Genomic DNA, 24,845 nt, shown 5'->3' with positions numbered 1-24,845 from the left:
CTCTCGAAATCCATCGTGCCTGCCGTCCGCCCCTCCACCGTGCTGGCCCTGCTCCTGCTGGGCCACAGCCTGCTGCACTTCGTGCTGGGCTGGGTGCTGGGCCTCTCGGGTGACGAGGCGCACTACGCGCTCTACGGCGCCCAGCCGGCGTTGAGTTATTACGACCACCCGCCCCTGGTGGGCTGGGTGCAGTGGCCGCTGGTGGCGCTGGACGCGCCGGAGGGTTTCCTGCGTCTCATCCCCGAAGCCCTCTGGGCGTTCACCGCCCTCTTCATCCACGACACTGCGCGCCGCCTGCACACCCTGCTGGTGCCGGCCGCCGGCAGCGCCGACGCCGCCGGCCTGTGGGCCGTGCTGGCCTACAGCCTGGCGCCGGTGCTGCACATCCTGGGCATCGGCCTGCTGCCCGACACCCTGCTGATGCTGTTCACCGCCGCCATCCTCTGGCAGACCCTGCGCCTGCTGGACGAGAGTGTCGCGCAGCGCCTGCCCGAATGGCTGCTGCTGGGCGCGCTGCTCGGGCTGGCCGGCCTCTCCAAATACACCGCCATCTTCGCCGCGCTGCCGGTGCTGGCCTGCCTGCTGTCGGCCCATGGCCTGCGCCTGCTCAGGCAAGCCGGCCCGTGGATCGCCCTGCTGCTGGCCGTGGTGCTGGTGCTGCCGGTCTTCGTGTGGAACGCGCAACACGACTGGATCTCCTTTGCCTACCAGCTCAAGCACGGCAAGGGCAGCCACTGGCAACTCGGCCAGGTGCTGGTCTTCCTGCTGGCGCAAGCCCTGCTCTATCCGCTGCTGGTCTGGGGCGGCTTCGGCCTGCGCCACAAGGTGCTGGGCGGCTTCGAGCTGGACCGTTCCCAGGCCTGGCTGCTGGCCTTCTTCGCCCTGCCCTTCGCCGTGCTGGCCTATCTCTCGGGCGGCGGCTCCAGCCTGCCGCACTGGACGGCGCCGGCCTGGGTGGCCCTGGCGCCCTTTGCCGGCCTCGGCCTGGCGGCCCTGTGGGCGGGCGGGCGACGCACGCTGATCTGGGTGCTGGGCAGCCTGCAGGCCCTCTTCACCCTGGGCATGTACGTGCTCATGCTGCTGGCCGGCCCGCCCTGGATCGCCGGTGAAGAACCCGGCAGCGGCGAACCGGAAATGGTCAACCCCTTCACCGATTTCTACGGCTGGGACGAGGCCGGCGCGCACGCACAGCAACTGGCACGTGATAACAACATCTCCCATCTGGCCGTGCAGAACTGGACCCTGGCCAGCCGCTTCGCCTGGTATGCCCGCCCCCTGCCGGTGCACGTGCTGGCGCCCGACTTCGACCAGTTCTCGCTGTGGACCGGGCCCCTGCCCGTGGGCGAGAGCGCCGTGCTGCTGGACTGGTCGCAGATGGCGCACCAGCTGCCCGTGGGCGAGGGCCTGTTCGAACGCTGCGAGCCGGGCGAGAGCTTTGCCGTGCAGCACGCCGGGCGCGCCATCTCGCGCTTTCGCCTGTACCTGTGCCACGGCTGGGGCGACCGCCCCGCGCCGCGCCGCCAGGACGCTTCCTGAACTTCCATGAACAACGCTGTCACCCGCCGCCGCATCGCCCCCTGGCACTGGGCCCTTCCCTTCCTCGTGGCCGCGTTGACCGCGCCGCTGTGGCTGGGCTGGTACGAACCCGGCGTGTTCCGCACGCTCAACCGCGCCTTCATGGTGTTGCCGGACGGCTTATGGGCCCTGCTCTCGCTCTTCGGCACCGGCTGGGCCATCTATGCCGCCACGGCGCCAGCGCTGTGGCGCGCACCGCGCATCGTCCTGGCCTGGATCTGCGCCGCGCCGCTGGCCGGCGTGCTCACGCGCGTGGGCAAGAACCTGGCCGACAACCCGCGCCCGCTCGAAGTGCTGGGCCTGGAGGGCATCCACGTCATCGGCGAGCCGCTCTTCATCGCCGCCATGCCGTCGGGGCATGCCATCACCGCCTTCGCCGGCGCCACCGCCATCTATTTCGCGCTGGAGCCGGGCCGGCGCCTGCGCTGGCTCTGGCTTTTCGTCTTCGCCTTCGGCGTGGCCTGCTCGCGCATCGCCGTGGGCGCCCACTGGCCGGCCGACGTGTCGGTGGGCGCGGCCATCGGCCTGCTCAGCGGACTGACGGGCGCCTGGCTGGCCGGGCGCATCCCCGAGCGCCACCTGCGGCCGCAGGCCTGGCTGATGCGCGGTGTGGCCGTGTTCGGCCTGTACTGCCTCTACGTGCTGTGGACCGACGAGATGGGCTTTGCCATCAACATGCCCTGGCAGTACGCGCTGGGGGCCTTCCTGGCCGCCTGCCTGGCGCTGTTTGCCGCGCGCAGCCTGCGCACCAACTGAAACCTGACGGAAACATACCCATGCTGCTGTATGACCTGGTGAATGCAAAACGCGCCCACTTCAGCCCCAACAGCTGGCGTGCGCGCTTGGCCCTGCTGCACAAGGGCCTGGCCTTCGAGGTGCGCGACGTGCTGTTCGGCGACATCCCCGGCATCCACAGCGGCGGTGACAAGCTGACCATCCCCACCCTCTCGCATGACGGCAAGCTCGTCACCGACAGCTGGGCCATCGCGCAGCACCTGGACACGGCCTTTCCCGACACACCGCGTCTGATCCCCGCCGGCGCCGAGGGGCATGTGCTCAAGTTCTTCCAGTACTGGGCGCAGACCACGATTCACGGCGGCATTGCGCGCCTGATCCTCAAGGACCTGCACGACAGCCTGGACCCGGCTGACCAGGCCTACTTCCGCGCTTCGCGCGAGAAGATGTACAAGACCACACTGGAAGACCTGCAGGCCGGCCGCGAGGACCGCGTCGATGCCTTCCGCAAATCGCTGCAGCCCCTGCGTCTGGCGCTGGGCGACGGACCCTACATCTGCGGCGAGCAGCCCGGCTATGCCGACTACCTGGCCTTCGGCGGTTTCATGTGGGCGCGCGTGAGCAGCCCCTTCCAGTTGCTGCTCGCCGACGATCCGGTCCACGCCTGGCGTGAGCGTTGCCTGGATCTTTACGAAGGCGCTGCACGCAGGGAACGGGCCGCCTGACAACATGTGAGCGCCCGGCTGTCCCTGTTCCGTGCCAGACCTTCCGCTGCGATGACGTCCCCCGCTCCCGCCGACAACGCTCCCCCGTCCGCCCTGGCCCCGCTGCGCCTGCCGGTGTTCCGCATGCTGTGGGCCACCTGGCTGACCGCCAACGTCTGCATGTGGATGAACGATGTCGCGGCCGCGTGGATGATGACCTCGCTCACCACGACCCCCATCTGGGTGGCCCTGGTGCAGACCGCCTCCACCCTGCCGGTGTTCCTGCTGGGCCTGCCCAGCGGGGCCATGGCCGACATCCTGGACCGCCGGCGCTATTTCATCCTGACCCAGTTCTGGGTAGCCGGCGTGGCCCTGCTGATGTGCGTGACCATCCTGGCGGGCTGGATGTCGCCGGCCCTGCTGCTGCTGCTGACCTTTGCCAACGGCATCGGCCTGGCCATGCGCTGGCCGGTGTTCGCGGCCATCGTGCCCGAGCTGGTGCCGCGCACGCAACTGCCGGCGGCCCTGGCCCTCAATGGCGCGGCGATGAACGGTTCGCGCATCATCGGGCCGCTGGTGGCCGGCGCCCTGATCGCCAGCGCCGGCACCCTCTACGTCTTCCTGCTCAATGCCGCGCTCTCCGTGATCGCCGGTTTCACCATCATGCGCTGGCGCCGCGAGCACAAACCCAACCCCCTGGGCCGGGAGAAACTCTTCAGCGCCATGCGGGTGGGTATGCAGTTCGTCGCGCATTCGGCGCGCCTGCGTGTGGTGCTGTTGCGCATCGCCCTGTTCTACAGCCACTGCACGGCGGTGCTGGCCCTGCTGCCGCTGGTGGCGCGCGGCCTGCCCGACGGCGGCGCCGGCACCTTCACCCTGCTGCTGGCCGCCATGGGCTCGGGCGCTGTCGTCGCCGTGCTCTTCCTGCCGCGCATGCGCCAGGCCATGAACCTCGATCAGCGCGTGGTCTTCGGCACCGTGCTGCAGGCGGCATCGATGGCCGTGATCGCCTTCACGCCCAATATTTACCTGGCCGTGCCCACCATGTTCCTGGGCGGGGTGGCCTGGATCACGGTGGCCAATTCCCTGAGCGTGTCGGCCCAGATGGCGCTGCCCAACTGGGTGCGCGCCCGGGGCATGTCCATGTACCAGATGGCGCTCATGGGCTCCGGCGCCATCGGCGCCGCCGTCTGGGGCCAGGTGGCGACCTGGAGCAGCGTGCAGACCAGCCTGCTGGTGGCGGCCATTTCTGCCGTGCTCACCCTGTTCCTGGCCCGGCGCTACTGGGCGGGCCACCACGGCGAGGAAGACCTGACGCCGGCGAGCGAGTACACGCAACCGGTGGTCAGCACACCACCGCCCTCCGGCCACATCCTGGTCACGATCGAGTACCGCATCGATCCGGCCCAGGCCGAAGCATTCAAGGCCGTGCTGGAGGACAACCGGCACAGCCGCCTGCGCCGAGGCGCGCTCCACTGGGAGCTGCTGCACGACCTGAGCCAGCCGGGGGTCTACGTCGAGCACATCGTCGATGAATCCTGGACCGATCACCTGCGCCGCTTCGAGCGCATGACGGCCGATGACGTCGCGCTGCGCGAGCGCGCGCGGGCTTTTCACATCGGCGACGCCCCGCTGGTCGTGAAACGCTTCGTGATCGAGAGCACGGTGCGCAACTGAAGCGGCCATGAGCGAACTGCTGCCCATGCTGCTGATCTGTGCCGTTGGCCTGGGCGCCGGCGTGCTGGGCGGCGTGATCGGCTTTGGCACCACCATCCTGCTGATGCCGCCGCTGGTGTACTTCTACGGCCCCATGACGGCCGTGCCCGTGATTGCGCTGGTGGCCATCGTGGCCAACCTGGCGCGCGTGGGCCTGTGGTGGCGCAGCATCGACTGGAAACTCTGCGGCGTCTATGCGGCCACCTCCGTGCCCGCCGTGGTGCTGGGCGCCCACACCCTGGTGCAGTTCAACCCGCGCCTGATCGAGCTCATCCTCGGCAGCTTCCTGCTGCTGATGATCCCGGTGAGGCGCTGGCTGCGCCGCATGGAATGGAAACCCCACCTCGGCCACATGGCGCTGGTGGGCGCGGTCATCGGCTACCTCACGGGCATCGTCGCCTCCACCGGTGCGATCAACACCCCGTTCTTCCTGGCCTTCGGCCTGGTGAAAGGCGCCTACATCGGCACCGAGGCCGCCAGTTCGCTGGCCGTCTTCCTGGCCAAGGGCGCGGCCTTCCACACGCTGGGCGTGATCGACAACCGCGCCATCAGCCAGGGCCTGCTGATCGGCGTCTTCGTGCTCATCGGCTCCACCCTGTCCAAGCGCCTGGTACTGCACCTGCCCGAGCACCGATTCCTGCAACTCATGGAAGCCGTGATGCTGGTGTCCGGGCTTTCCATCCTGTGGATGGCCTGGCCGCATGACTGACTGGGCAGGCCATCTGGCCATAAGGCCGCTATCAATCGGCCATCGCTCATAGCCATGCTCCGCAGCAATGAAGGCGCCAGCCCGCTCAGATTTGCTCGCCTACGCCCGGCTATTCGCCGATAGAATTCTCAATTTGGCACACCCGCACGAAAGTCGGGGTCGCAAAACCTCCGGTCTAAAGCCCCTTCCCTGGGCACGATAGCGGGGTTGCCGTCAAGACGGTCTGTTTCGGGACCGGCTCTTGTCGCAAACAGAAACGCCACCTGCGCGTTTCCGTGTTTTGCCACTCCCACTTTTGCCAGCGTGCCAGCCCTTGAATGGAAGCACGCATGGAACACCCGCAAGCAGAGTTCGCCCCCCGCCCGCCGGCTACCGACGCAGAAACGGCGTGGCATGACACCCTGGCCGCCATGAGCTCGGTGCTGCAGGACTGCCTGCGGCCCCCACGGGCCGCACCGTCCCGCGAGATCGACCGGGCGGAAGAAGCCCTGCGCGAATACACCCGGCGGATACGGCAACAGAAGCAGCTGGCCGAGGCCGCGTTGTGAACCCGTCCAGCGCCATCACAGACCCCCTGCCGGAAGCCGCCACGGTGAAAACCCGTGCGGCGCGCGGGCGCATGTTACCCGCCTTGCCGGGTTCGCTCGACCCGCAACGTGACAAGCTGCGCTTTTGCATCGGCGAATGCCAGGCCGACCGGCCCGCAGCGGGCGGCGTGGAGACCTCGCCCGGCCGTTTCCGCTGCGCCAACTGCTGGGCCGCCTTCCAGGCCCGGATGAAATTCCGCTGAGACGCCACCCACCCCCCTCGACATCGCCACCTGAGTACGCCCCATGCTGCCCCAAATCAAGACCCTGCTCGGCCAGAAGTCCGCCGCCCCGGCCCAGCGCGAAGCCCGTGCGGAACGCATGCCACCCGACGAGGGCATGCGCTATCGACGCGAGATGCTCTACCAGTCCATCCGCGAAAGCATGCTGGCCATGGAAGTGCTTTCCAACATGTACAAGTTCAAGGTGGTGAACGTCGACCAGCAGCACGAGGTCTTCATTGCCATGATCGAAGTCAGCAAGCTGTTCGAAGCCAAATGGAACGGCACCACCGCCAGCTTCGCCCAGGCCGAGCAGCGCATGATGACCGGCGCCACGAACCGCGCCGGTGTCACGCTGCAGGGCGTCTTCTGGCGCGTCGACGAATCGGTCGACGCCTTCGCCATGCCGGCCCGGGCCGGCGACGGCACCGAGCAGGCCGGTGTGGCCATGCGCACACGCGAAGTGCCGGGTGACGTCTCCCACGCCAGGGTGCGACTGGCGCGCCGCAGCGCGGAGACCCCCGCCGAACCGGCGCCACCGACGGGCAGCGCGAACAGCACGCCCGGTGCCCCCGCCGCAGGCGGCGGGAAAAGCGACATCGGCAGCACCCAGTACGGGCAACTCTGAAGCACTCCATGGAACTCGCCAGCCTGCTCCAGTCCCCCGCCGCGCTTCCCAGCATTCCCCGCGTGATCGCGCTGCTGCTGGCCGAACTCGACCGGGACGAGCCCGATCTCTTCCAGATCAACCGGCTCCTGGGCCAGGACCCCGTGCTGACCACGCGCCTGCTGCAACTCGTCGGCACGGCGCACCACCAGCTGCAGAAGCCGATCACCAGCGTGGGCGAGGCCATGGCCCTGGTGGGCCTGCAGCAGGTGCGCGAGCTGGCCTACGCCGCGGCCGCCACCAGCGCCTTCCGCCAGGTCGGCAATGTGGACATGCCGCGCTTCTGGCGCTACAGCCTGAACGTGGCCAAGCTCACGCGGCACCTGGCCAAGGACGCCCGCCATGCGGTGTCACCGTTCACGGCCGGACTGCTGCACGGCCTGGGCATGCTGGTCATGCACCTGGGCATGCCCAGGCAGATGGAAGAACTCGACCGTCGTGTGCCCCTGTACGCCCCGCAGCGGCACAGCGCCGAATACGAACTGGTCGGCTACAACTACGCCCAGGTCGGGGCCGACCTGGCGCGCGCCTGGCAGCTGCCACAGGCCCTGGTGGACATCCTGGAACACCAGGACGCGCCTTTCGAGCGCGACAACTACGAGCCCCTCAGCGGCATCCTGCACCTGGCGGTGTGGCGCTGCCGCACCATGGAGATGGGCTACACCGACCGCGATCTGGCCGGGACCTTTCCCGACACCACGGCCCTGGCCCTGCAGCTGGACCTGCACGACGTGCTGGACCGCGACCCCATCGCCTGGACCACGGGGCAGGAGGTTGACGCCCTGACCGGCTAGAGTTGCGGACGCTTTTCCTCGCCGGTCTGCGCCTGCGGTATCGTTCCACACCTGCGCACCCCACCCGAAGGAAACGCCATGTCCATCCTTGCCGCCATCGTCATCGTCCTGGTCGCCCTGCTGCACATCTGGTTCCTCGTGCTGGAAATGTTCCTCTGGGACAAGCCGGCCGGCCTGAAAGCCTTCGGCCAGACGCTGGAGAAGGCCCAGGCCTCCAAGGTGCTGGCCGCCAACCAGGGCCTGTACAACGGCTTCCTGGCAGCCGGCCTGCTCTGGGGGCTGAGCCTGGGCGCGGCGGGTACGCACATCCAGGTCTTCTTCCTGCTCTGCGTGCTGGTGGCCGGCCTGTACGGCGCGGCCACCGCCAGCCGCAAGATCCTCTTCGTGCAGGCCCTGCCGGCCGCGCTGGGCCTGGTGCTGCTGATGCTGTCCTAGTCCCCGCCGGCTGCAACCCCGCACATGGACATCGTCTCGCACGGACTCTGGGGCGGCCTCGCGCTGGGGCGCGCCAGCCGGCGCAGCTTCTGGACCGCCTTCGCCATCGGTACCGCACCCGATCTCTTTTCCTTCGGCCTGGTCTTCGCCAACGGCCTGCGGGTCCACGGCCTGGATTTTTTCAACGGCCTGGGCCACCCGCCGGACCCCACGCTCATCCCGGCCTACGTGCACAGCCTCTACAACGCCACGCACAGCCTGGTGGTGTTCGCCCTCGTGTTCGGCCTGGTCTGGCTGGTGCGCGGCAAGCCCCTGATGGAGCTGGGCGCCTGGGGCCTGCACATCGCGGTGGACATCTTCACGCACAGCGAAGCGTTCTTCCCCACGCCCTTCCTGTGGCCACTCTCGGATGTGCGCGTCGACGGGGTGCCGTGGAGCGACCCGCGCATCTTCTTCGGCAACGTGCTGCTGCTGGCCGCGCTGTATGCCTGGTTTTTCCTCAGACGGAAAAAACCGGCCTGAGGCAACGGGCCGCTTCAGGGACATGACGCGCATCACGCCACGCCGGCGTTACCACAACTTACAGACGGCAACAGCCACTTCATCAAGAATGGTTGTCCCCGTCTTCTCCCCCTCACCATGAGCAAGCCCGGCAAGAAAGCGCCACCTGCACCTGCACCTGTACCCGTCCCCGCGCAGGCGGGCTCGCTCAAACTTGCCTTCCTGGGCTGGTACGGGGTGGTCGGCGTCACGCTCGCTTACGTCACCCCGGTCAAGCTGCCCTTTGCCGAGGGCTACGCCAAGGAACACTGGCGCCACGCGCTGGGCAGCCTGGTGCTGATGCTCATGCTGATCGGCGGCATCGTGAGCCTGGCCTTCCACCTGCTCGACGCCAACGACTTCAAGTCGCAGATCGTCGACTACGTCAAGACCCACAAACAGCGCGACCTGGTGCTCGAAGGCGACATCCACGTCACCTGGTTCCCGCAACTGGGCCTGGAAACCGGCAAGCTCAGCCTGAGCCAGCGCAACAGCAGCCTCAAGTTCGCCTCGGTGGAGAACGCGCGGCTCTACGTCGCCTGGTGGCCCCTGTTCATCAAGCAGGTGCAGGTGGAACGCGTCGTGCTCGACGGCGTGCACGCCAACCTGCAACGCCACCCCGACGGCAGCACCAATTTCGACGACCTGTTGCAGCCGGCCGACTGGATGGGCGAACTCCAGTTCGCGGTGGAGAAAGTGCGCGTACTCGACTCCACGCTCAAGCTCCATGACGAGGCCTCGGGCCAGACCTATTTCGTGCACGAACTCAAGCTGGAAACCGGCCGCCTGGCCGACGCCACGGCCGGGCAGGTGCAGGCCAGCCTGCGCCTGCAGTCGGCACAGCCGCCGCTGGACCTGCAGCTGCGCCTGAACGCGCAGCTGCTCTACGACCACGCCGCCCATCGCTACGAGCTGTCCCAGATGGAAGGCCAGGCGCAGGGCGAGGCCGGCGGCTTCAACGAACTGCTGCTGGACTGGCGCGGCAGGCTCACGGCCTGGCCGGATCAGCACCGGCTGGTGCTGGAGCCCTTCAGCGCCACGGCACGCGGCCGGCTGGCGCAGGACCCTTTTGAAGGCAAGCTGGCGGCGGCGCGCGTGCAGCTCACGCGCGACCTCTGGCAGGCCAGCACCCTGGCCCTGGAAGGCCGCATCACACGCGAACCGTCCGTGCTGGCCGCCACGCTGCAGGTACCGGCCATCGAAGCCGGCGCCAAGAGCTGGAAGAGCGCCGATGTGCAAGGCAGCATCGAACTCAAACACGCCGGTGGTCTGCTGCAGGGGCGCGGCAACAGCCCCCTGCTCTACGACACCGAGAAACGCCAGCTGCAACTCGACGCTCTCAACACCAGCTGGAGCGCCAGCCACCCCCTGCTGGCTGCGCGCCTGCAGGCCACGGCCAGCGGCAAGCTGTTGGCCGCACTGGCCACGCAGGAGGTGACGCTGGACGTGAAGGCCGGCGTGGATGACAACCAGCTCAGCGGCCGCGTGCAGTTGCAGGACTTCAAGGCCCCGGCCTGGACCTTCGATCTCACAGCCAGCGCGCTGGACCTGGACCGCTACCTGGTCAGCGACTGGGCACGCCGCCTGCAGGAAAGCACGCAAGCCCAGGACTTCGACCGGCTCAAGACCCTGAACCTGCGCGGCAAGCTGCGCAGCGAGTCACTGCGCATGGCGCGCCTGCAGACGGGTGCATTCACGGCCGAACTGCGCGCCGCCTCGGGCACGCTCAGTGTGGAGCCGCTCTCGGCACAGCTCTATGGCGGCAACCTGCAAGGCGGCCTGACCCTGAGCGCCGGCGAGGCGCCGCAACTCAGCGTGCGCCAGAAACTCACGGGCGTGCAGATCGATGCCCTGCTGGCCGACCTGACGGGCGGCGAGGCCCGGCTCAGCGGCAAGGGCAACCTGCTGTTCGACCTGAGCGCGCAAGGTGCCACGCTGCCAGCGCTGCGCCAGTCGCTCACGGGCACGGCCAGCCTGGCGCTCACGCGCGGCACGCTGGCCGGCGTGCAGCTGGGCGAAGCCCTGCTGGCCGGCAAGGAGCAGCTGGGCCTGGCCGGCGCCGAGCGTCGCGACAGCGTGCGCCTGACGGAAAACACGGCCTACAACGAACTCAAAGCCAGCATGACCTTGGCGCAAGGCAAGGCACGCAGCGAAGACCTGCTGCTGAAGTCCCCGCTCTTCACCAGCAAGGGCGAGATGGACCTGGACCTCGGCACCTGGCAGATCGACGGCTGGCTCGATACCACCGTGGCACCGGGTCTCAAGCGCGCCAGCGCCGGCGAACTGGCCGAACTGGCGGGCATCAACATCCCCATGCGCATCAACGGCCAGGGCAGCGCAGCAACCCTCAGCTACAGCCTGGGCGAAGCCAGCGGCGGCAATCTGCCCCGGCTGGCGCGGGCCAACCAGGCGCGCGTGACGGCGGCGGCCGCGCCGATTCCGGCAGCGCCTGTCAGTACGACGACCACCGCCAGCACGGCCGGCGCCGGCAAGCCAGCAGGCAAATAAACGTCACCGCCGCGACCAGGGGCGGCGCTGCAAGTCCACTTGCGCCTGGGCCTGGCGCCCGAGACAATGCGCCATGCAAAGCAAGACCTTCACCATCGGTCGCTTCCGCCGCGCGGACTACGACGAAAAATCCCAGCAGCTGGACCTGCACTGGGACAGCAAGACCGTGCTGGCCTACAAGCAGGTGCCGCAGGAAGTCTTTCGCCGCCTGTGCAGCGCACCGAACCCGACGACTTATTGGGAAGACCGGATTGCGGAGGAGTATCCGAGGGGGGTGCCGATGGGCAAGGGCTCGGGCACCGACGATGCGACTCAGAAATTTCGGGATTTGTTTGGCGGCGGTAAGTGAGCGCGCTCGCTTTAGCAGAGACGGGCCTTACTGCGAGGTTTCGCGGTTTTTTTTGAGCCTCCGGTCGCGGTATATTTGCGAGAATTCTTCAAACAAAACAAGCATTTAGCTTGCAACACGGGGGCGCTAGGATGAATTTCCGTCCATGTCATTCCGCACTTTTGCGGTCTACATCACGTTAGAGCGCTCCACATGCAGACGCTCTCATCACTTCTTCCGGCCACCGCTCTAGTAGCAATCATCATCTTCATGCTGAAGGAGATTCTGGAGACTTGGAGACGCCACAGCAGCGAGGGGCGCAAGAAAAAAGCGATCAAAGAACTTCTCGCTCGCGAATGCGAGTTGAACCACTGGGCCATCCGATCACTGCGCAGCATCGCTGATGAACTTCAGTCTGCACCAAACCCAGATTCCACAGCTGCCTTCTCAATTGAGTATGCGAAAAGTGGACGAATTTACGCATGCATAGACTCTGAATCGAAAGGCAACTATTCAAAGATTGCTGTTCCGGTTATTCACCAAGAACAGATGTCAAAGCATCTTCTTGAAGTCGCAACACTTGATAAAGATCTATTCGACCTTGTGGAGCCGGCCCTCACCGCGACAGCAGAGCTAGCGCATGTGCGCGAGAGCCTTCTCTACCACGGGTCATCAGACGAGGATGACGTTGCCAGAAGCCACATTCAAGGGTTCGCTGAGTACGCGATTGGCGAGATCGAAGAAGCCCGCACAACTCTATCCGCCTTGTATCGCGCATGCACGGGCAAAGATCTCAGTGAAATGCGCCTGCGGTGAGCGAGCGCTTTGATCCCTCCATCGAGAGGACGCTTTCCGGCCTAAGGCTTATAAGTACATCTCGTGTCAGACGTTAGGTCAACTAGCAACCCCAATGACGCACTCTATCGACTTTGACTCCATCGAAGCGCGCCTCTTCACCCTTCACCACGCAGTCCTCGGTAGCAGGGCGTTCTGCGACCGATTCAAGATTGCCCGTCACTCCGAGGCGCCGGCTGAATATGAGTGGTGGCAGTACTTCGGAAACTTGAAGGCTCTCGTCAGCGGAACGATGATTGATGCGGCGATCAAGATCCGCATGCTTCAGGACATTGGTCGTGCGGAGGACGAAGAGTTCGATGCCAACACTCTCCAGCTGGATGCGAGTAGAGGCCTTGACATCGGAACGATCGAGGGAGGCGGCGCACTGTCACTACGCGACTCATGCAACAAGATCATCCATGCAACCGGTGCAAAACTCGTGTGGCAAGAAGTCGGCGCGGGCAAAGACTTGTTCGAGTACTGGACCGGTGTCTGCCGCCTGTTCGGCCATGAGCAGTCAGGCAAAGCGTGGGTGGCCCGAGTCAACGTCGCAGATTGGTGCACGGCCATGATGCGGTTCAACGCCGTATTCCAGGAGCACATCGATTGGGCACGTGTGCTCAAGTGGGATGAGTAGGCCTAACCCTCTGCTGCACCCGAAGTGCCATAGCGGGCTTCGCCCGCTTCCGCACTCGGGAGGCCCCAAACTTCAGCTCTCCACCCGCTCACCCGCTGCGGCGGGCTGAGCCAACGCCTTCAGCGCTCGTCCCACTTCCGTCTCCACCTTGAGTGTCAACACCGGGTCCGCCCGCGTCCGCCCCCGATTGACGGTCGCGACGGGTTTGCCGGCCGCCACCGCCTCCTCCACAAAGCGGTAACCCGAATACACCATCAGTGAAGAGCCGGCCACGAGCACGGCATCGGCCTGCGCCAGCGCCGCACGCACAGCCGCCACACGCTCACGTGGCACGCTTTCACCGAAGAAACCACATCCGGCTTGAGCAAACCACCGCAGTGCGGGCAGGCGGGTACGCCGAAGGCGGCAAAGTCGAGCGACTCCAGATCGGCATCGCCATCAGGTAGGCTGCGCGCATCGAGCGCCAGCCAGTCCGGGTTGCGCGCCATCAGTTCCTCCTGCAGCGCACGGCGCGGAGAGCGAACGCCACAGCCCAGGCAACACACGGTGTCGATTCGCCCATGCAAGTCCACCACGGCCTGGCTACCCGCGGCCTGGTGCAGGCCGTCGACGTTCTGCGTGACGAGCTGGACGATGCGGCCCGCGCGCTCCAGCTGCGCCAGCGCGTGATGCGCGGCCGTGGGCAAGGCGCCGGCCATGGTGCGCCAGCCCAGCATGCTGCGTGCCCAGTAGCGCTGGCGCGCCAGCGCGCTGTCCACAAACAGTTGGTAGCGCATGGGCTCCTGGCGTTTCCAGGCGCCGTTTTCGTCGCGGTAGTCGGGGATGCCGGCGGCGGTGCTGCAGCCGGCGCCGGTGATGACCAGCAGGCGCGGGTGCTTGGCGACAAAGTCGATCAGGGGCTGCAGGCCGTCCATGAGCGGATTGTGCGGTGTGGTGGAACCAGGCCGGGAAATTCGTGTGACTTATTTCACACCGGCGTCAGCCGGACGAATTGCACCGTGACTTAATCGACAGAAACGAATGCGGCGTGTGTCACGCGGTGTTGCTCTTTTTTACAAACGACTTAATCTGACTACACGACGAAGTTGCAGCAAGAAATGGACGGCCAAACCCACAAGGGGCCCCTGGTTCTTCGGCGTGAACACACAACACACCAAGGAGTTTCACCATGAAAAAGATCGCAGTTTCCATCGCATTCGCCGCCATGGCCATCGCCACCCATGCCCAGAGCATGGAGACGCCCGCCCCCTCCGCTGCCGCCTCGTCGGCCGTGGCCCGCTTTGTGGACCAGCCCTACAACTGCATGCAAATGCTGGGTGGCGGCAACGACGGTGACACGCTGCCCACCAGCTACAACGTGGCACTGGATGCCTCGCTGAAGGAAATCAACGCGCCTGTGGACCAGGCTTTCGCCCAGCTGAACGCACGCTGCGCGATGCGTGTGAGCGATACCAGCCGCGTCGGCGCGCGCTAAGCGCCACGCACGCTCCCGGCACTGCGGCAGGCCCACGGGCCCAGGCCTCAGCGCCAAAAAATAACGGCACCCTCGGGTGCCGTTTTGTTTGGCGCCGCCCTTGAGCCAGGGCGAGGGGGTGGCGTCAGGCTGCCGCCTTGACCTTCAGGCGCCAGGCGTGCAGCAGCGGCTCGGTATAGCCGCTGGGCTGCTCCAGGCCCTTGAACACGAGGTCGGTGGCCGCCTTGTAGGCCATGGAGGTGGCGAAGTTACCAGCCATCTTCTGGTACAGCGGGTCGCCGGCGTTCTGCTGGTCCACCACGGCGGCCATGCGCTCGAAGGTGGCACGCACCTGCGCCTCGTCGGTGATGCCATGCTGCAGCCAGTTGGCCATGTGCTGGCTGCTGATGCGCAGCGTGGCGCGGTCTTCCATCAGGCCCACGTTGTGGATGTCGGGCACCTTGGAGCAGCCCACACCCTGGTCGATCCAGCGCACCACGTAGCCCAGGATGCCCTGTGCGTTGTTGTCCAGCTCCTGCTGGATTTCCTCGGCGCTCCAGTTGGGCTTGGCAGCGACGGGGATGGTCAGCAGGCCGGTGAGCAGCTTCTCTTCCAGCGCCTTGAAGTTCTTCGCCGTGGCCTGCTGCTCCAGCGCGTCCTGGATGTCGGCCACGTTGACCTGGTGGTAGTGCAGCGCGTGCAGGGTGGCGGCGGTGGGCGAGGGCACCCAGGCCGTGTTGGCGCCGGCCAGCGGGTGCACCACCTTCTGCTTGAGCATGGCAGCCATCAGGTCGGGCATGGCCCACATGCCCTTGCCGATCTGGGCACGGCCCTTGAGGCCGCAGGCCAGGCCTTCGAGCACGTTGCTCTTCTCGTAGGCATCGATCCACTCGGTGCCCTTCATGGCGGCCTTGCGGATCATGGGGCCGGCGTACATGGCGGTGTGCATCTCGTCGCCGGTGCGGTCCAGGAAGCCGGTGTTGATGAAGGCCACACGGCTCTTGGCCGCGGCAATGCAGGCCTTGAGGTTGACGCTGGTGCGGCGCTCCTCGTCCATGATGCCCAGCTTGACCGTGTTCTCGGCCAGGCCCAGCAGTTGCTCGACCCGGGCGAACAGCTCGGAGGCAAAGCCCACCTCGGCGGGGCCGTGCATCTTGGGCTTGACGATGTAGATGGAGCCAGTGCGCGAGTTGCGCACGCCGTTCTGCGTCAGGCCCTTGAGGTCGTGCAGGGCGATGGTGGTGGTGATGACGGCGTCCATGATGCCTTCATGGATCTCGCTGCCGTCGCCGTAGAGGATGGCCGGGTTGGTCATCAGGTGGCCGACGTTGCGCACGAAGAGCAGCGAGCGGCCGTGCAGCCGGATCTCTTCGCCGTTGGCGCCCTTGTAGATGCGGTCGGCGTTGAGGCGGCGCACGAAGGTCTTGCCGCCCTTGCTCACCTCTTCGGTCAGCGTGCCCTTGAGGATGCCCAGCCAGTTGTCATAGGCCAGCACCTTGTCGTCGGCATCGACCACGGCCACGGAGTCTTCCAGGTCCAGGATGGTGGAGAGCGCGGCTTCGACCAGCAGGTCGCTCACGCCGGCAGCGTCGCTGCGGCCGATGGGCGTGCTGCGATCGAACTGGATCTCGATGTGGATGCCGTTATTGCGCAGCAGCACGGCCGAGGGCGCCACCGCGCTGCCCTGGTAACCCACGAATTTGTGCGCGTCGACCAGGCAGTATTTGCTGCCGTCTTTCAGCGCCACCTTCAGCTTGCCGCCTTCGACCGTGTAGGCGGTGGCGTCGACGTGCGAGCCCTTCTTCAGCGGGGCCACGCGGTCCAGCACGTGGCGCGCGTATTCGATGACCTTGGCGCCGCGCTTCGGGTTGTAACCCTTGCCGTCCGGGCCGGCCTTGCTGGCGCCATCGTCCTCCGGCAGGGCGTCGGTGCCATAGAGCGCGTCGTACAGCGAACCCCAGCGCGCGTTGGCGGCGTTGAGCGCGTAGCGTGCGTTCAGGATGGGCACCACCAGCTGCGGGCCGGCCTGCACGGCGAGTTCGGCGTCCACGTTGGCGGTGTCGCTCTGCACTTCGGCGGGCACGGGGGCCAGGTAACCGGTCTTCTCCAGGAAGGCGCGGTAGGCCTTCATGTCCTTGATGGGACCGGGGTGGGCCTTGTGCCAGGCATCCATCTCCAGTTGCAGGCGGTCGCGCTCGGCCAGCAGGGCGGCGTTCTTGGGACCCAGCTCATGGGCGATGGCGTCGAAGCCTTTCCAGAAAGCCGCGCTGCTGATGCCGGTGCCCGGCAGCACCTTGTCTTCGATGAAGCGGTACAGCTGGGTGGCGACTTGCAGCCGGTGGGCTTTGGTGCGTTGCGTCATGGTCTTAACTCCTGGAATATAAAAATCGTAGTCAGACGGCGTGTCATTCGGCGGGAAAGAAGCCGAGCACGTCGTTGAGCGTGTTGCCGGTACGCGTGGGTTGGGTACCCAGTTCCTCGAAAGGCAGCGCATAGCGGTTGACCCACAGGGTCCGGTAGCCGTACCAGGTGGCGGCCAGTGCGTCCCAGCTGTTGCTGCTGACGAAGACGATCTGCGCGGCACGCAGGCCGGTCGCCTGCTCGCCCAGCGCGTACGCCTCGGGGTGGGTCTTGTACTTGCGCACGGCGTCCACGCTGATCACGTGGTCCAGCAGGCCTTCGAGGCCCGCGCTGCGCACGGCGATGCCCAGCATCTCAGGGTCGCCGTTGGAAAGGATGCCGGTGGTGATACCGCGGGCCTTCAGCGCCTGCAGCACGTCGCGGTTTTCCGGGAAGGCGCTCAGGTGACGGTACTGGTTCATCAGCTGCAACTCGGCCTCGGGCGTGAGGATGAGCTTGAGGCGCTTGCAGGCGTAGCGCAGGCCGGCCTGCGTGAGTTGCCAGAAGGGCTGGTAGTGCGAGCCGTGGTTGCTGGTGGTGACCAGGCGCGTGTATTCGATCTGCTTCTCGCGCCAGAGCTGGCCCAGGGCCTGGCCCTGGCCGGGAAACAATTGTTCCGCCACGAGGCCGACGCTGTAGACGTCGAACAAGGTGCCATAGGCGTCGAACAGCACGGCTTTCGGCTGTGACGTGGCAGAGGCGCGGGTTTTTTCCATGCCTCCACTTTATTTGATACTTTCAAAACCATTAATAGCAAAATAATGCGTAAATTGCGAACAAAAAGTATCGAATCGACTTTTTGGGCCAAAAATGCCAAGAACGGCATAATCGGATCGGTCGATGGCATCAATCCATCAATCGCCGTCTTCTTTCATGATCTGCCGTGTTTTGACAGCCAATTTTGATGAACATGCCCTTTGATCTGGTCGATCTGCGCCTCATGGTGCGCATTGCCGAAGCCGACAGCCTGACCAAGGGCGCCGAGGCGGCCCATATGTCGGCCCCCGCGGCCAGCACCCGCATCAAGAACATCGAGGAAAGCCTGGGCGTCAAGCTGCTGCACCGCAGCTCCCAGGGCGTGACGCTCACGCCGCCGGGCCAGGCCTTTGTGCACCACGCCCGCCTGGTGCTGGGCCAGCTGGAACACCTGCGCACCGACCTGCAGGAGTACGCGCGCGGCATCCGCGGCCATTTGCGCGTGCACGCCAACACCACGGCCCTGGGCGAGTTCCTGCCGCCCGTGCTGCGCTCTTACCTGCTGGCCCACCCCGACGTGAACGTGGACCTGCAGGAACGCCTGAGCCACGACATCGTGCGCGCGGTGTCCGAGGGCCAGACCGACATCGGCATCGTGGCCGGCCTGGTGCGCACCGAGAACCTGCAGGTGCTGCCCTACCGGCGCGACCGCCTGGTGCTGGTGGTGCCGCGCGGCCACGCGCTGGCCGGCGCGCCCGCCGTGAGCTTTGCCGACACGCTGGATTTCGACCACATCGGTCTGGCCGAGAGCAGCGCCATCCGCGCTTTCCTGCAGCAGATCTGCGAGGGCATGGGCCGGCCCATGCAGCAGCGCATCCAGGTCAGCAACTTCGAAGCCGCCTGCCGCATGGTGGAGGCCGCCGTGGGTGTGGCCATCCTGCCCGGCTCGGCCGCCCACCGGCATGCGCAGACCATGGCCATCAGCATCGTGCCCCTGGCCGACCCCTGGGCCGAACGCGCGATGCAGATCGTGGTGCGCAGCCTGGACGCGCTGCCGGCCTATGCGCGCGAGCTGGTGGACTTGCTGGTGGAGGATGCGCGGCAGGGTGGCGCGTAGGGGGCGTGTCTGCGCCAGATGGCCACGACTGTGGGCCGAATGCCCACTCCTGGACAGCCGAAGCCCCTACGCTTCGTTACCGCTGATACGGTTTCCCGCTTGTCTGCGCGGCGGCCCGTCCGGACAATGGCCTGCTCCTGCACTGCACACGAGCACCCGGGCGCTCTGACCACCCCATGCACCACACCCTGCTTTTCCGTTTCAAGATCTCGCTGCTGGCCACCTTCGTCCTGTTCACCCTGCTGGGCCTGGCGGCGCCGAGCCTGAAGGCGCTGCTCATCGGCCTGTTGGCCCTGGGCGTGTCGCTGGTGATAGCTATCGCCAACTTCGTGATGGCGGAGCACCAGGTCAAACGCGAACTCCACTCATCCTTCTGACAGGCGGCGGCGCCGACCCGCGGCGCCAGCCTCAGCCCCCGACCGGGGTGTAGGCGCTGCGGTTGGCCTCCAGCCACTGGCGTGATGCCACCGCATCATGCTGCGCCGGGTGGAAATCAGCGCGCAGGTAGTCGCGCCAGGGCTTGAAAGTGCAGCGCACCAGACCCTGCCTGCCGAAGAGAAAGCCTGCGGCGCTGGTCCAGGTGCGCCAGCGCCAGAGCGTCTTGTCGCGCCGCAGATTGAGCACCGTCTGGCGCAGCAGGTCGCCCAGGAAGAACATCGTCGCACGACGAAACCATGTGATGCGCCAGGCTTCGTTGCCACCCAGCGCCTGGTAGAGGCCGAAGGCCGTGCAACGGTGCTCCGCTTCCTCGGCGCTGTGCCACAGCCACAGGGTGGCCAGCCGGCGGTCAGCGCTGCCGAGCACCTCGGGGTGCTTGAGCAGCCAGTCGGCAAAGATGGCCGTGAAATGTTCGTTGGCCGCGGTGATGGCCAGCGGATGCCGCGGGTCCAGGTCTTCCAGCTGCTTGAGACGCTGCTGCGCGCGCGGGCCCCAGCGGTTCTCCAGGCCTTGCTTGCCCAGCTGCTGGTTGTACAGCTCGTGCAGCCGCCGGTGCGTGGCTTCCTGGCCCACGAAACCCTGCACCTCCGCCTTGAACTTCGCCTGCAGATCGCCGGGCAAGGCCTGATAGCCCTGGCGCACGGCATCGATGAAGAACTGCTCCCCCACCGGGAAACTCATGGACAGGGCGTTGAAGAAAGCGGTGCGCAAGGGGTCACCCGCGCACCAGTGGCGCGCCATGGGCGCGTCCATGTCGACGAGCAGGCGGCGGACAACAAGATCGGTCATGGTGTGGCGGGCTGATTGACGGGAAACCGGGGACGATGCTACTCCTCCCGCAAGGCCTGGGGGAGTCCATGCAAAACGCCGGGCGGACCCGGCGTTTTGCATGGCTCGTGCCGCGACGATCAGTCGGCGAACTGGCCGGCGGCGCGAATGGCCTTGCCCCACTTCTCGACTTCGGCCGTCAACCAGGCGCGCTGGCCCTCGCCGGACTGGCGGCCCGCCGGGGGAATCTCACCACCGAGTTGCGCCATGCGGTCAACAAAGGCCGGGTCCTTGAGGGCGGCGCGCATGGCGTCGCCGAACTTCTGCACCACGGCCGCCGGCGTGCCCTTGGGCGCGTAGACGCCATGCCAGACGATGACCTCGAAGTCCTTGAGGCCGCCTTCATCCAGCGTGGGTGCATCGGGCAGGGCCTTGATGCGCTGCTTGCTGGTCACGCCGTACATCTTGACGGTGCCGGCCTTGATGTGCGGCACGGTGTTGGTGGTCTGGTCGCACAGCAGGTCGACCTGGCCGCCCAGCAACGCATTGAGCGCCGGGCCCGTGCCCTGGAAAGGCACGGTGGTCAGGGTCACGCCCAGCGACTGCTGGAACAGCGTGCCGCACAGGTGCGAGACAGCCCCCAGACCGGCGTTGGCCAGGTTGATCTTCTCGGCGTTGGCCTTGATGTAGGCGATCAGTTCGCCCAGGTTCTTCGCCGCCATGTCCTTGCGCGCCAGCATGGTCATGGGCACGTCCACCACATTGCCGACGTGCTCGAAATCGGTCACGGGGTTGTAGGCCAGCTTGCGGTACAGCGCCGGCGCCGTGGCCATGCCGTTGTGGTGGATCAGGAAGGTGTAGCCGTCCGGCGCGGCCTTCATCACGTAACCGGCAGCGATGGTGCCGCCCGCGCCGGCCTTGTTTTCCACCACCACGCTCTGCCCCAGCGACTTGGTCATGGTGGCGGCCAGGGTGCGGGCCACGATGTCGGTGGGGCCGCCAGCTGCGAAGGGCACGACCAGACTGATCGGCTTGGCCGGATAGGCCTGCGCCTGGGCCAGGCTGCTGCCCAGGGCCAGGGTGGAAGCCACGGCGGCGGCGGTAAAGATTCTGCGGTTCAGGTTCATGGTTTGTCGTCCTCGTAGCTTGGATGAATGGGGAACTCCCTTTTCCTTCTTATGGTACCTATGCTCGTTCAGATGCGGCCGGCGAACAAGCCGGGTCATCCCTAAGGCCCATGGGTTCTGGGGATTTGCTGCGCCGGCGTATCAGGGCAGCAGCCGGCCCACCTGTGGTGCATCGGCGATGGCCCAGAGCCGGGCCATGGCAGCGCGCATCTCAAGCTCACTGGCACCACCGTGGTACAGGGCCAGGCGCAGCGCCTTGTCTTCCAGTTCGGGGCGGCTCAGGGTGTTGCCCGGGTCGCCCTTGGGCTCGTCCACACGACCGTGCAGCAGGCGGCCGTCGACCGTTTCCACGCGCACCTTGCCGATCCAGCGCGCGGGGTAAGCGCCATCGACCTCGGGGTCGAGTTCCATGACGACCTTGTCATGAAAGGCCGTCACCTCACCGGACTTGAAACTGGCGTCGAATTCGCTCAGGCCCGCACGCCCCAGCACGGCCACCAGCCCCAGCACCGTGCCCATGGAGAACTTGCTCTGGTGCACGGTCTGCGGATCGGTCACAGGGCCCAGCACGTCGATGGCGCCCTGGTGCACCAGGGCCGTGACGCGCTTCACCTCACTGGCCTTGATCTTGTGCGTGGCCAGCACCTGCTGCAAGGCATCGGCTGCGGGATGCGTGTGGCGGCAGGAGGCGTGGAACTTGAAGGAGGTCTCGGCCGTAGCCCAGCGCGTGCCCAGGCCGTCGGTGAGCTTGCTCACATCGGCATCGCTGGACATGCCGGCGGCCAGCCCTTGCGGGCCTTCGAGGATGCGGCGCGCGCCGGTGAAACCCTTTTGCGCCAGGTAGGCGGCGGTGAGGCCGGCGCCCGCGGCATGCGCGGTATGCAGCTGCTTGGAGTCCGCTGCGTCGCGCAAAAACTCCCACAGGCCGGCCGACTGCGTGCCGGCCGAGCCGAAGGCGTTCAGCATCTGCTCGGGGCTCAGCTTCAGCAGATGGCCCACCGCGGCAGCGGCGGCCAGCGTGCCGGCCGTGCCCGTGGTGTGGAAGACCTTGTAGTGCGAGCGTCCGAGAAATTCGCCCACGCGGATGCCGACCTCGTAGCCCGCCACGCAGGCGGTCAGCAGTTCGCGGCCACTGAGGCCCAGGGCCTGGGCTACCGCGAGTGCGGGCGGAAACACCACGGTCGCGGGGTGGAAGACCGAGCCGTTGTGCACATCGTCCTGCTCGGCCACGTGCGAGGCGGCGGCATTGGCCATGGCAGCCAGCAGGGGGCTGCTGCTGCGACGGTGGATCAGGATTTCGCTGGGGCCGTCGCTGGGCCCCATGCTTTCGACAAAGGTGGCGAGGATCTCGACGGCGCGCGCGTTCTTGCCGGCGAGGGCCGAGCCGAACCAGTCGAGCAACAGGTCCTCAGTGCGGCGGATGACGGGCTCGGGGATGGATTCGAACTTCAGCGTGGCGGCGAATTCGGCCAGGGCCGCGGATGAGGGAGTCGTGCTCATGTTCAGATGGCTTGTTCGTTCTTGAGTTGTTCGATATCGGCAGCGCTCAGGCCCAGCTCGCGCAGGATGGCCTCGCTGTGCTGGCCCACGGCGGGGATGGCGTCCATGCGCACATGGGCTTCGTCCGGGGCACCGGGCGGCAGCAACGCCGGCACGGGGCCGACGGGGGTGCTCACCTCGGTCCAGCGCTGGCGTGCGGCCAGCTGCGGGTGCGCCCAGAGATCGGCCATGGTGTTGACCTGGGCGTTGGCAATCCCGGCGGCTTCCAGTCGTTCGATCACCTGGGCCGCGCTGAGCTTGCCGAAGGCCGCTTCGATCAGCGCCTTCACCTCGGCGCGCGCAGCGGAGCGCTTGGCATTGGCGTCGAAGCGTGCGTCTTTCGCCAGCGCGGGCTGCTGCAGGACCTGATCGCAGAACACCGCCCACTCGCGCTCGTTCTGCAGGCCCAGCATGACGCTCTTGCCGTCGCCGGCCGCGAACGGGCCATACGGGTAAATGGTGGCGTGCGAGGCGCCGGCGCGCGGCGGCGGCGTGGCGCCCTCAAAGGCGTAATACATGGGAAAACTCATCCACTCGGCCATGCTCTCCAGCATGGAGACGTCGATGCGCCGGCCCAGGCCGGTGCGGCCGCGCTGCAGCAGGGCGGTGAGGATGTTGGTGTAGGCGTACATGCCGGCGGCGATGTCGGCAATCGAACAGCCGGCCTTGGCGGGCTCGTCGGGCGAGCCGGTCACCGAGAGGAAACCGGCCTCGCTCTGGATCAGCAGGTCGTAGGCTTTCTTGTCGCGGTAGGGGCCGCTGTCGCCATAACCCGAAATGTCGCAGACGATGAGCTTGGGGTACTTCTCGTGCAGGGCCTCGAAGGACAGGCCCATGCGCGCGGCGGCGCCGGGCGCGAGGTTCTGCACCAGCACGTCGGCTGTGCTGAGCAGCTTGTCCATGATCTCGCCGGCCTTGGCGTGCTTGAGATCGAGCGCCAGGCTTTCCTTGGACCGGTTGGTCCAGGTGAAATGCGAGGACAGGCCGTTGACACGGCTGTCGTAACCCCGCGCGAAGTCGCCACTGCCCGGGCGCTCGACCTTGATGACACGCGCGCCCTGGTCGGCCAGCTGGCGCGAGCAGAAGGGCGCGGCAATGGCGTGTTCCAGCGTGACGACGGTGATGCCTTCGAGCGGTTTCATCAGAAACTCCTCGGCAGGCCCAGCAGGTGCTCGGCCACGTAGGAAAAGATCAGGTTGGTGGAGATCGGCGCCACCTGGTACAGGCGCGTCTCGCGGAACTTGCGCTCGATGTCGTATTCGCAGGCGAAGCCGAAGCCGCCGTGCATCTGCAGGCAGACGTTGGCGGCTTCCCACGAGGCCTTGGCCGCCAGGTACTTGGCCATGTTCGCCTCGGCACCGCAGGGCTGGTGCGCGTCGAACAGCTCGCAGGCCTTCCAGCGCATGAGGTTGGCAGCCTCCACCTCGATGTAGCTCTCGGCAATGGGGAACTGCACGCCCTGGTTCTGGCCGGTGGGGCGACCGAAGACCACGCGGTCCTTCACGTATTTCGTCACGCGGTCCACGAACCAGTAACCGTCGCCGATGCACTCGGCGGCAATGAGCGTGCGCTCGGCGTTCAGGCCGTCGAGGATGTACTTGAAACCCTGGCCTTCCTGGCCGATCAGGTTCTCGGCCGGGATCTCCAGGTTCTCGAAGAAGAGCTCGTTGGTCTCGTGGTTGACCATGTTGGGGATGGGGCGCACGGTCAGGCCGGACTTCTCGGCCTGGCGCAGATCCACCATGAAGATGGACATGCCCTCGGATTTTTTCTTCACCTCGGCCAGGGGTGTGGTGCGCGCCAGCAGGATCATGAAGTCCGAGTGCTGCACACGCGAGATCCAGACCTTCTGGCCGTTGACCACGTAACGGTCGCCCTTCTTGATAGCCGAGGTCTTGATCTTGGTGGTGTCGGTGCCGGTGGTGGGCTCGGTCACGCCCATGGACTGCAGGCGCCACTCGCCGGACGCGATCTTGGGCAGGTAGAGCTCCTTCTGCTCTTTGGAGCCATGGCGCAAGAGCGTGCCCATGTTGTACATCTGGCCGTGGCAGGCGCCGGCGTTGCCGCCGCTGCGGTTGATCTCTTCCATGATGACCGAGGCCTCGGTCAGGCCCAGGCCGGAGCCGCCGTATTCCTGCGGGATCAGCGCGCCCAGCCAGCCGGCTTTGGTCAGGGCATCGACGAACTCCTCGGGGTAGGTGCGTGCCGCGTCGATCTTGCGGTGGTATTCGTCGGGAAACTGGGCACAGAGGCCACGCACGGCGTCGCGGATGTCCTGGTATTGGTCGGTCTTGTTCATATCGAAACGTGTTCC

The 24,845-nt window shown here is 66.5% G+C and carries 25 protein-coding genes, 1 pseudogene and 1 riboswitch; of the genes and pseudogenes, 18 read left to right on the top strand and 8 right to left on the bottom strand.

Annotated elements, in window-relative coordinates; translation table 11 throughout:
• The first annotated feature begins 15 nt into the window (after positions 1 to 15).
• The 15 genes from AO057_RS04575 to AO057_RS04500 all read left to right on the top strand — a co-directional run bounded on the left by AO057_RS04575 (position 16) and on the right by AO057_RS04500 (position 12,993).
• Complete coding sequence (locus tag AO057_RS04575) at positions 16 to 1,536, top strand: glycosyltransferase family 39 protein (RefSeq protein ID WP_057674526.1); 1,521 nt, start codon at positions 16 to 18, stop codon at positions 1,534 to 1,536.
• A gap of 6 nt (positions 1,537 to 1,542) precedes the next feature.
• The gene (locus AO057_RS04570; protein ID WP_057674525.1) at positions 1,543 to 2,331 is read left to right on the top strand and encodes a phosphatase PAP2 family protein; all 789 of its coding nucleotides are present in this window, start codon (positions 1,543 to 1,545) and stop codon (positions 2,329 to 2,331) included.
• 20 nt (positions 2,332 to 2,351) lie between these two features.
• On the top strand, positions 2,352 to 3,035 hold the full coding sequence (locus AO057_RS04565; RefSeq protein WP_057674524.1) for a glutathione S-transferase family protein: 684 nt from the start codon (positions 2,352 to 2,354) through the stop codon (positions 3,033 to 3,035).
• 51 nt (positions 3,036 to 3,086) lie between these two features.
• Positions 3,087 to 4,691, top strand: a complete 1,605-nt coding sequence (locus tag AO057_RS04560; RefSeq protein ID WP_057674523.1) for an MFS transporter — start codon at positions 3,087 to 3,089, stop codon at positions 4,689 to 4,691.
• Positions 4,692 to 4,698: 7 nt separating this feature from the next.
• On the top strand, positions 4,699 to 5,439 hold the full coding sequence (locus AO057_RS04555) for a sulfite exporter TauE/SafE family protein (protein WP_057674522.1): 741 nt from the start codon (positions 4,699 to 4,701) through the stop codon (positions 5,437 to 5,439).
• A 125-nt stretch (positions 5,440 to 5,564) separates the two neighbouring features.
• Positions 5,565 to 5,654: riboswitch (cyclic di-GMP riboswitch) on the top strand.
• Positions 5,655 to 5,768: 114 nt separating this feature from the next.
• The gene (locus AO057_RS04550; RefSeq protein ID WP_057674521.1) at positions 5,769 to 5,987 is read left to right on the top strand and encodes a hypothetical protein; all 219 of its coding nucleotides are present in this window, start codon (positions 5,769 to 5,771) and stop codon (positions 5,985 to 5,987) included.
• The gene (locus tag AO057_RS04545; protein ID WP_057674520.1) at positions 5,984 to 6,229 is read left to right on the top strand and encodes a hypothetical protein; all 246 of its coding nucleotides are present in this window, start codon (positions 5,984 to 5,986) and stop codon (positions 6,227 to 6,229) included. The genes AO057_RS04550 and AO057_RS04545 overlap by 4 nt, the downstream gene beginning before the upstream one ends.
• A gap of 43 nt (positions 6,230 to 6,272) precedes the next feature.
• Positions 6,273 to 6,875: a hypothetical protein gene (locus tag AO057_RS04540; RefSeq protein ID WP_057674519.1), complete on the top strand. Its 603-nt coding sequence runs from the start codon at positions 6,273 to 6,275 to the stop codon at positions 6,873 to 6,875.
• An 8-nt stretch (positions 6,876 to 6,883) separates the two neighbouring features.
• Positions 6,884 to 7,708: an HDOD domain-containing protein gene (locus AO057_RS04535; RefSeq protein WP_057674518.1), complete on the top strand. Its 825-nt coding sequence runs from the start codon at positions 6,884 to 6,886 to the stop codon at positions 7,706 to 7,708.
• 78 nt (positions 7,709 to 7,786) lie between these two features.
• The gene (locus AO057_RS04530; RefSeq protein WP_057674517.1) at positions 7,787 to 8,143 is read left to right on the top strand and encodes a DUF1304 domain-containing protein; all 357 of its coding nucleotides are present in this window, start codon (positions 7,787 to 7,789) and stop codon (positions 8,141 to 8,143) included.
• A 24-nt stretch (positions 8,144 to 8,167) separates the two neighbouring features.
• Positions 8,168 to 8,665, top strand: coding sequence for a hypothetical protein (locus AO057_RS04525; RefSeq protein WP_057674516.1), 498 nt, complete (start codon positions 8,168 to 8,170; stop codon positions 8,663 to 8,665).
• Between the two features lie 117 nt (positions 8,666 to 8,782).
• On the top strand, positions 8,783 to 11,191 hold the full coding sequence (locus AO057_RS04520) for an AsmA family protein (RefSeq protein WP_057674515.1): 2,409 nt from the start codon (positions 8,783 to 8,785) through the stop codon (positions 11,189 to 11,191).
• 73 nt (positions 11,192 to 11,264) lie between these two features.
• On the top strand, positions 11,265 to 11,540 hold the full coding sequence (locus AO057_RS04515; RefSeq protein WP_057674514.1) for a KTSC domain-containing protein: 276 nt from the start codon (positions 11,265 to 11,267) through the stop codon (positions 11,538 to 11,540).
• 192 nt (positions 11,541 to 11,732) lie between these two features.
• Entirely contained in the window at positions 11,733 to 12,335 is a 603-nt protein-coding gene (locus tag AO057_RS17695) for a hypothetical protein (RefSeq protein ID WP_156404466.1), read from the top strand.
• A 94-nt stretch (positions 12,336 to 12,429) separates the two neighbouring features.
• Positions 12,430 to 12,993: a hypothetical protein gene (locus AO057_RS04500; RefSeq protein WP_057674511.1), complete on the top strand. Its 564-nt coding sequence runs from the start codon at positions 12,430 to 12,432 to the stop codon at positions 12,991 to 12,993.
• A 72-nt stretch (positions 12,994 to 13,065) separates the two neighbouring features.
• Here AO057_RS04500 and AO057_RS04495 read toward each other — a convergent pair.
• A pseudogene (locus tag AO057_RS04495) lies at positions 13,066 to 13,907 on the bottom strand (NAD-dependent protein deacetylase).
• A gap of 254 nt (positions 13,908 to 14,161) precedes the next feature.
• On the opposite strand from AO057_RS04495, the gene AO057_RS04490 reads away from it, so the two are divergent.
• A complete protein-coding gene (locus AO057_RS04490; protein ID WP_057674510.1) occupies positions 14,162 to 14,467 on the top strand; it encodes a hypothetical protein in 306 nt (101 codons plus the stop codon).
• A 124-nt stretch (positions 14,468 to 14,591) separates the two neighbouring features.
• Here the strand turns inward: AO057_RS04490 and AO057_RS04485 are convergent, their stop codons facing one another.
• Together AO057_RS04485 and AO057_RS04480 are read right to left on the bottom strand one after the other, a co-directional pair.
• Positions 14,592 to 16,808 (bottom strand): malate synthase G, encoded by a 2,217-nt coding sequence (locus AO057_RS04485; protein WP_057674509.1) that lies wholly within the window; start codon positions 16,806 to 16,808, stop codon positions 14,592 to 14,594.
• 43 nt (positions 16,809 to 16,851) lie between these two features.
• Entirely contained in the window at positions 16,852 to 17,562 is a 711-nt protein-coding gene (locus tag AO057_RS04480) for a haloacid dehalogenase type II (protein WP_057674508.1), read from the bottom strand.
• A 188-nt stretch (positions 17,563 to 17,750) separates the two neighbouring features.
• Here AO057_RS04480 and AO057_RS04475 point away from each other — a divergent pair, with 188 nt between their 5' ends.
• Entirely contained in the window at positions 17,751 to 18,659 is a 909-nt protein-coding gene (locus AO057_RS04475) for a LysR substrate-binding domain-containing protein (protein ID WP_057674507.1), read from the top strand.
• A gap of 176 nt (positions 18,660 to 18,835) precedes the next feature.
• Positions 18,836 to 19,036 carry a hypothetical protein gene (locus tag AO057_RS04470; RefSeq protein ID WP_057674506.1) on the top strand — a complete coding sequence of 67 codons (201 nt, stop codon included), beginning with the start codon at positions 18,836 to 18,838 and terminating at the stop codon, positions 19,034 to 19,036.
• Between the two features lie 31 nt (positions 19,037 to 19,067).
• On the opposite strand, the gene AO057_RS04465 is transcribed toward AO057_RS04470, so the two are convergent.
• The 5 genes from AO057_RS04465 to AO057_RS04445 all read right to left on the bottom strand — a co-directional run bounded on the left by AO057_RS04465 (position 19,068) and on the right by AO057_RS04445 (position 24,830).
• Entirely contained in the window at positions 19,068 to 19,886 is an 819-nt protein-coding gene (locus AO057_RS04465; protein WP_057674505.1) for a metal-dependent hydrolase, read from the bottom strand.
• A gap of 119 nt (positions 19,887 to 20,005) precedes the next feature.
• Entirely contained in the window at positions 20,006 to 20,992 is a 987-nt protein-coding gene (locus AO057_RS04460) for a tripartite tricarboxylate transporter substrate-binding protein (protein ID WP_057674504.1), read from the bottom strand.
• Between the two features lie 141 nt (positions 20,993 to 21,133).
• Positions 21,134 to 22,492: an MmgE/PrpD family protein gene (locus AO057_RS04455; protein WP_057674503.1), complete on the bottom strand. Its 1,359-nt coding sequence runs from the start codon at positions 22,490 to 22,492 to the stop codon at positions 21,134 to 21,136.
• A gap of 2 nt (positions 22,493 to 22,494) precedes the next feature.
• Positions 22,495 to 23,673, bottom strand: a complete 1,179-nt coding sequence (locus AO057_RS04450) for a CaiB/BaiF CoA transferase family protein (RefSeq protein ID WP_057674502.1) — start codon at positions 23,671 to 23,673, stop codon at positions 22,495 to 22,497.
• A complete protein-coding gene (locus tag AO057_RS04445) occupies positions 23,673 to 24,830 on the bottom strand; it encodes an acyl-CoA dehydrogenase family protein (protein ID WP_057674501.1) in 1,158 nt (385 codons plus the stop codon). Before AO057_RS04445 ends, AO057_RS04450 begins: the two co-directional genes overlap by 1 nt.
• Positions 24,831 to 24,845 lie beyond the last annotated feature (15 nt).

Origin of the sequence: Curvibacter sp. PAE-UM, from assembly GCF_001432305.1 — a bacterium.
Taxonomy (GTDB): Bacteria; Pseudomonadota; Gammaproteobacteria; order Burkholderiales; family Burkholderiaceae_C; genus Hylemonella.
The sequence above is the reverse complement of the archived record's forward strand: the minus strand, read 5'-3'. Positions and strand labels throughout refer to the sequence as shown.

Coding starts and splice junctions, on each gene's coding strand:
- AO057_RS04570 (WP_057674525.1), top strand. CDS start 1,543: ATGAACAACGCTGTCACCCGCCGCCGCATCGCCCCCTGGCACTGGGCC.
- AO057_RS04565 (WP_057674524.1), top strand. CDS start 2,352: ATGCTGCTGTATGACCTGGTGAATGCAAAACGCGCCCACTTCAGCCCC.
- AO057_RS04560 (WP_057674523.1), top strand. CDS start 3,087: ATGACGTCCCCCGCTCCCGCCGACAACGCTCCCCCGTCCGCCCTGGCC.
- AO057_RS04555 (WP_057674522.1), top strand. CDS start 4,699: ATGAGCGAACTGCTGCCCATGCTGCTGATCTGTGCCGTTGGCCTGGGC.
- AO057_RS04550 (WP_057674521.1), top strand. CDS start 5,769: ATGGAACACCCGCAAGCAGAGTTCGCCCCCCGCCCGCCGGCTACCGAC.
- AO057_RS04540 (WP_057674519.1), top strand. CDS start 6,273: ATGCTGCCCCAAATCAAGACCCTGCTCGGCCAGAAGTCCGCCGCCCCG.
- AO057_RS04535 (WP_057674518.1), top strand. CDS start 6,884: ATGGAACTCGCCAGCCTGCTCCAGTCCCCCGCCGCGCTTCCCAGCATT.
- AO057_RS04530 (WP_057674517.1), top strand. CDS start 7,787: ATGTCCATCCTTGCCGCCATCGTCATCGTCCTGGTCGCCCTGCTGCAC.
- AO057_RS04525 (WP_057674516.1), top strand. CDS start 8,168: ATGGACATCGTCTCGCACGGACTCTGGGGCGGCCTCGCGCTGGGGCGC.
- AO057_RS04520 (WP_057674515.1), top strand. CDS start 8,783: ATGAGCAAGCCCGGCAAGAAAGCGCCACCTGCACCTGCACCTGTACCC.
- AO057_RS04515 (WP_057674514.1), top strand. CDS start 11,265: ATGCAAAGCAAGACCTTCACCATCGGTCGCTTCCGCCGCGCGGACTAC.
- AO057_RS17695 (WP_156404466.1), top strand. CDS start 11,733: ATGCAGACGCTCTCATCACTTCTTCCGGCCACCGCTCTAGTAGCAATC.
- AO057_RS04500 (WP_057674511.1), top strand. CDS start 12,430: ATGACGCACTCTATCGACTTTGACTCCATCGAAGCGCGCCTCTTCACC.
- AO057_RS04490 (WP_057674510.1), top strand. CDS start 14,162: ATGAAAAAGATCGCAGTTTCCATCGCATTCGCCGCCATGGCCATCGCC.
- AO057_RS04485 (WP_057674509.1), bottom strand. CDS start 16,808: ATGACGCAACGCACCAAAGCCCACCGGCTGCAAGTCGCCACCCAGCTG.
- AO057_RS04480 (WP_057674508.1), bottom strand. CDS start 17,562: ATGGAAAAAACCCGCGCCTCTGCCACGTCACAGCCGAAAGCCGTGCTG.
- AO057_RS04475 (WP_057674507.1), top strand. CDS start 17,751: ATGAACATGCCCTTTGATCTGGTCGATCTGCGCCTCATGGTGCGCATT.
- AO057_RS04470 (WP_057674506.1), top strand. CDS start 18,836: ATGCACCACACCCTGCTTTTCCGTTTCAAGATCTCGCTGCTGGCCACC.
- AO057_RS04465 (WP_057674505.1), bottom strand. CDS start 19,886: ATGACCGATCTTGTTGTCCGCCGCCTGCTCGTCGACATGGACGCGCCC.
- AO057_RS04460 (WP_057674504.1), bottom strand. CDS start 20,992: ATGAACCTGAACCGCAGAATCTTTACCGCCGCCGCCGTGGCTTCCACC.
- AO057_RS04455 (WP_057674503.1), bottom strand. CDS start 22,492: ATGAGCACGACTCCCTCATCCGCGGCCCTGGCCGAATTCGCCGCCACG.
- AO057_RS04450 (WP_057674502.1), bottom strand. CDS start 23,673: ATGAAACCGCTCGAAGGCATCACCGTCGTCACGCTGGAACACGCCATT.
- AO057_RS04445 (WP_057674501.1), bottom strand. CDS start 24,830: ATGAACAAGACCGACCAATACCAGGACATCCGCGACGCCGTGCGTGGC.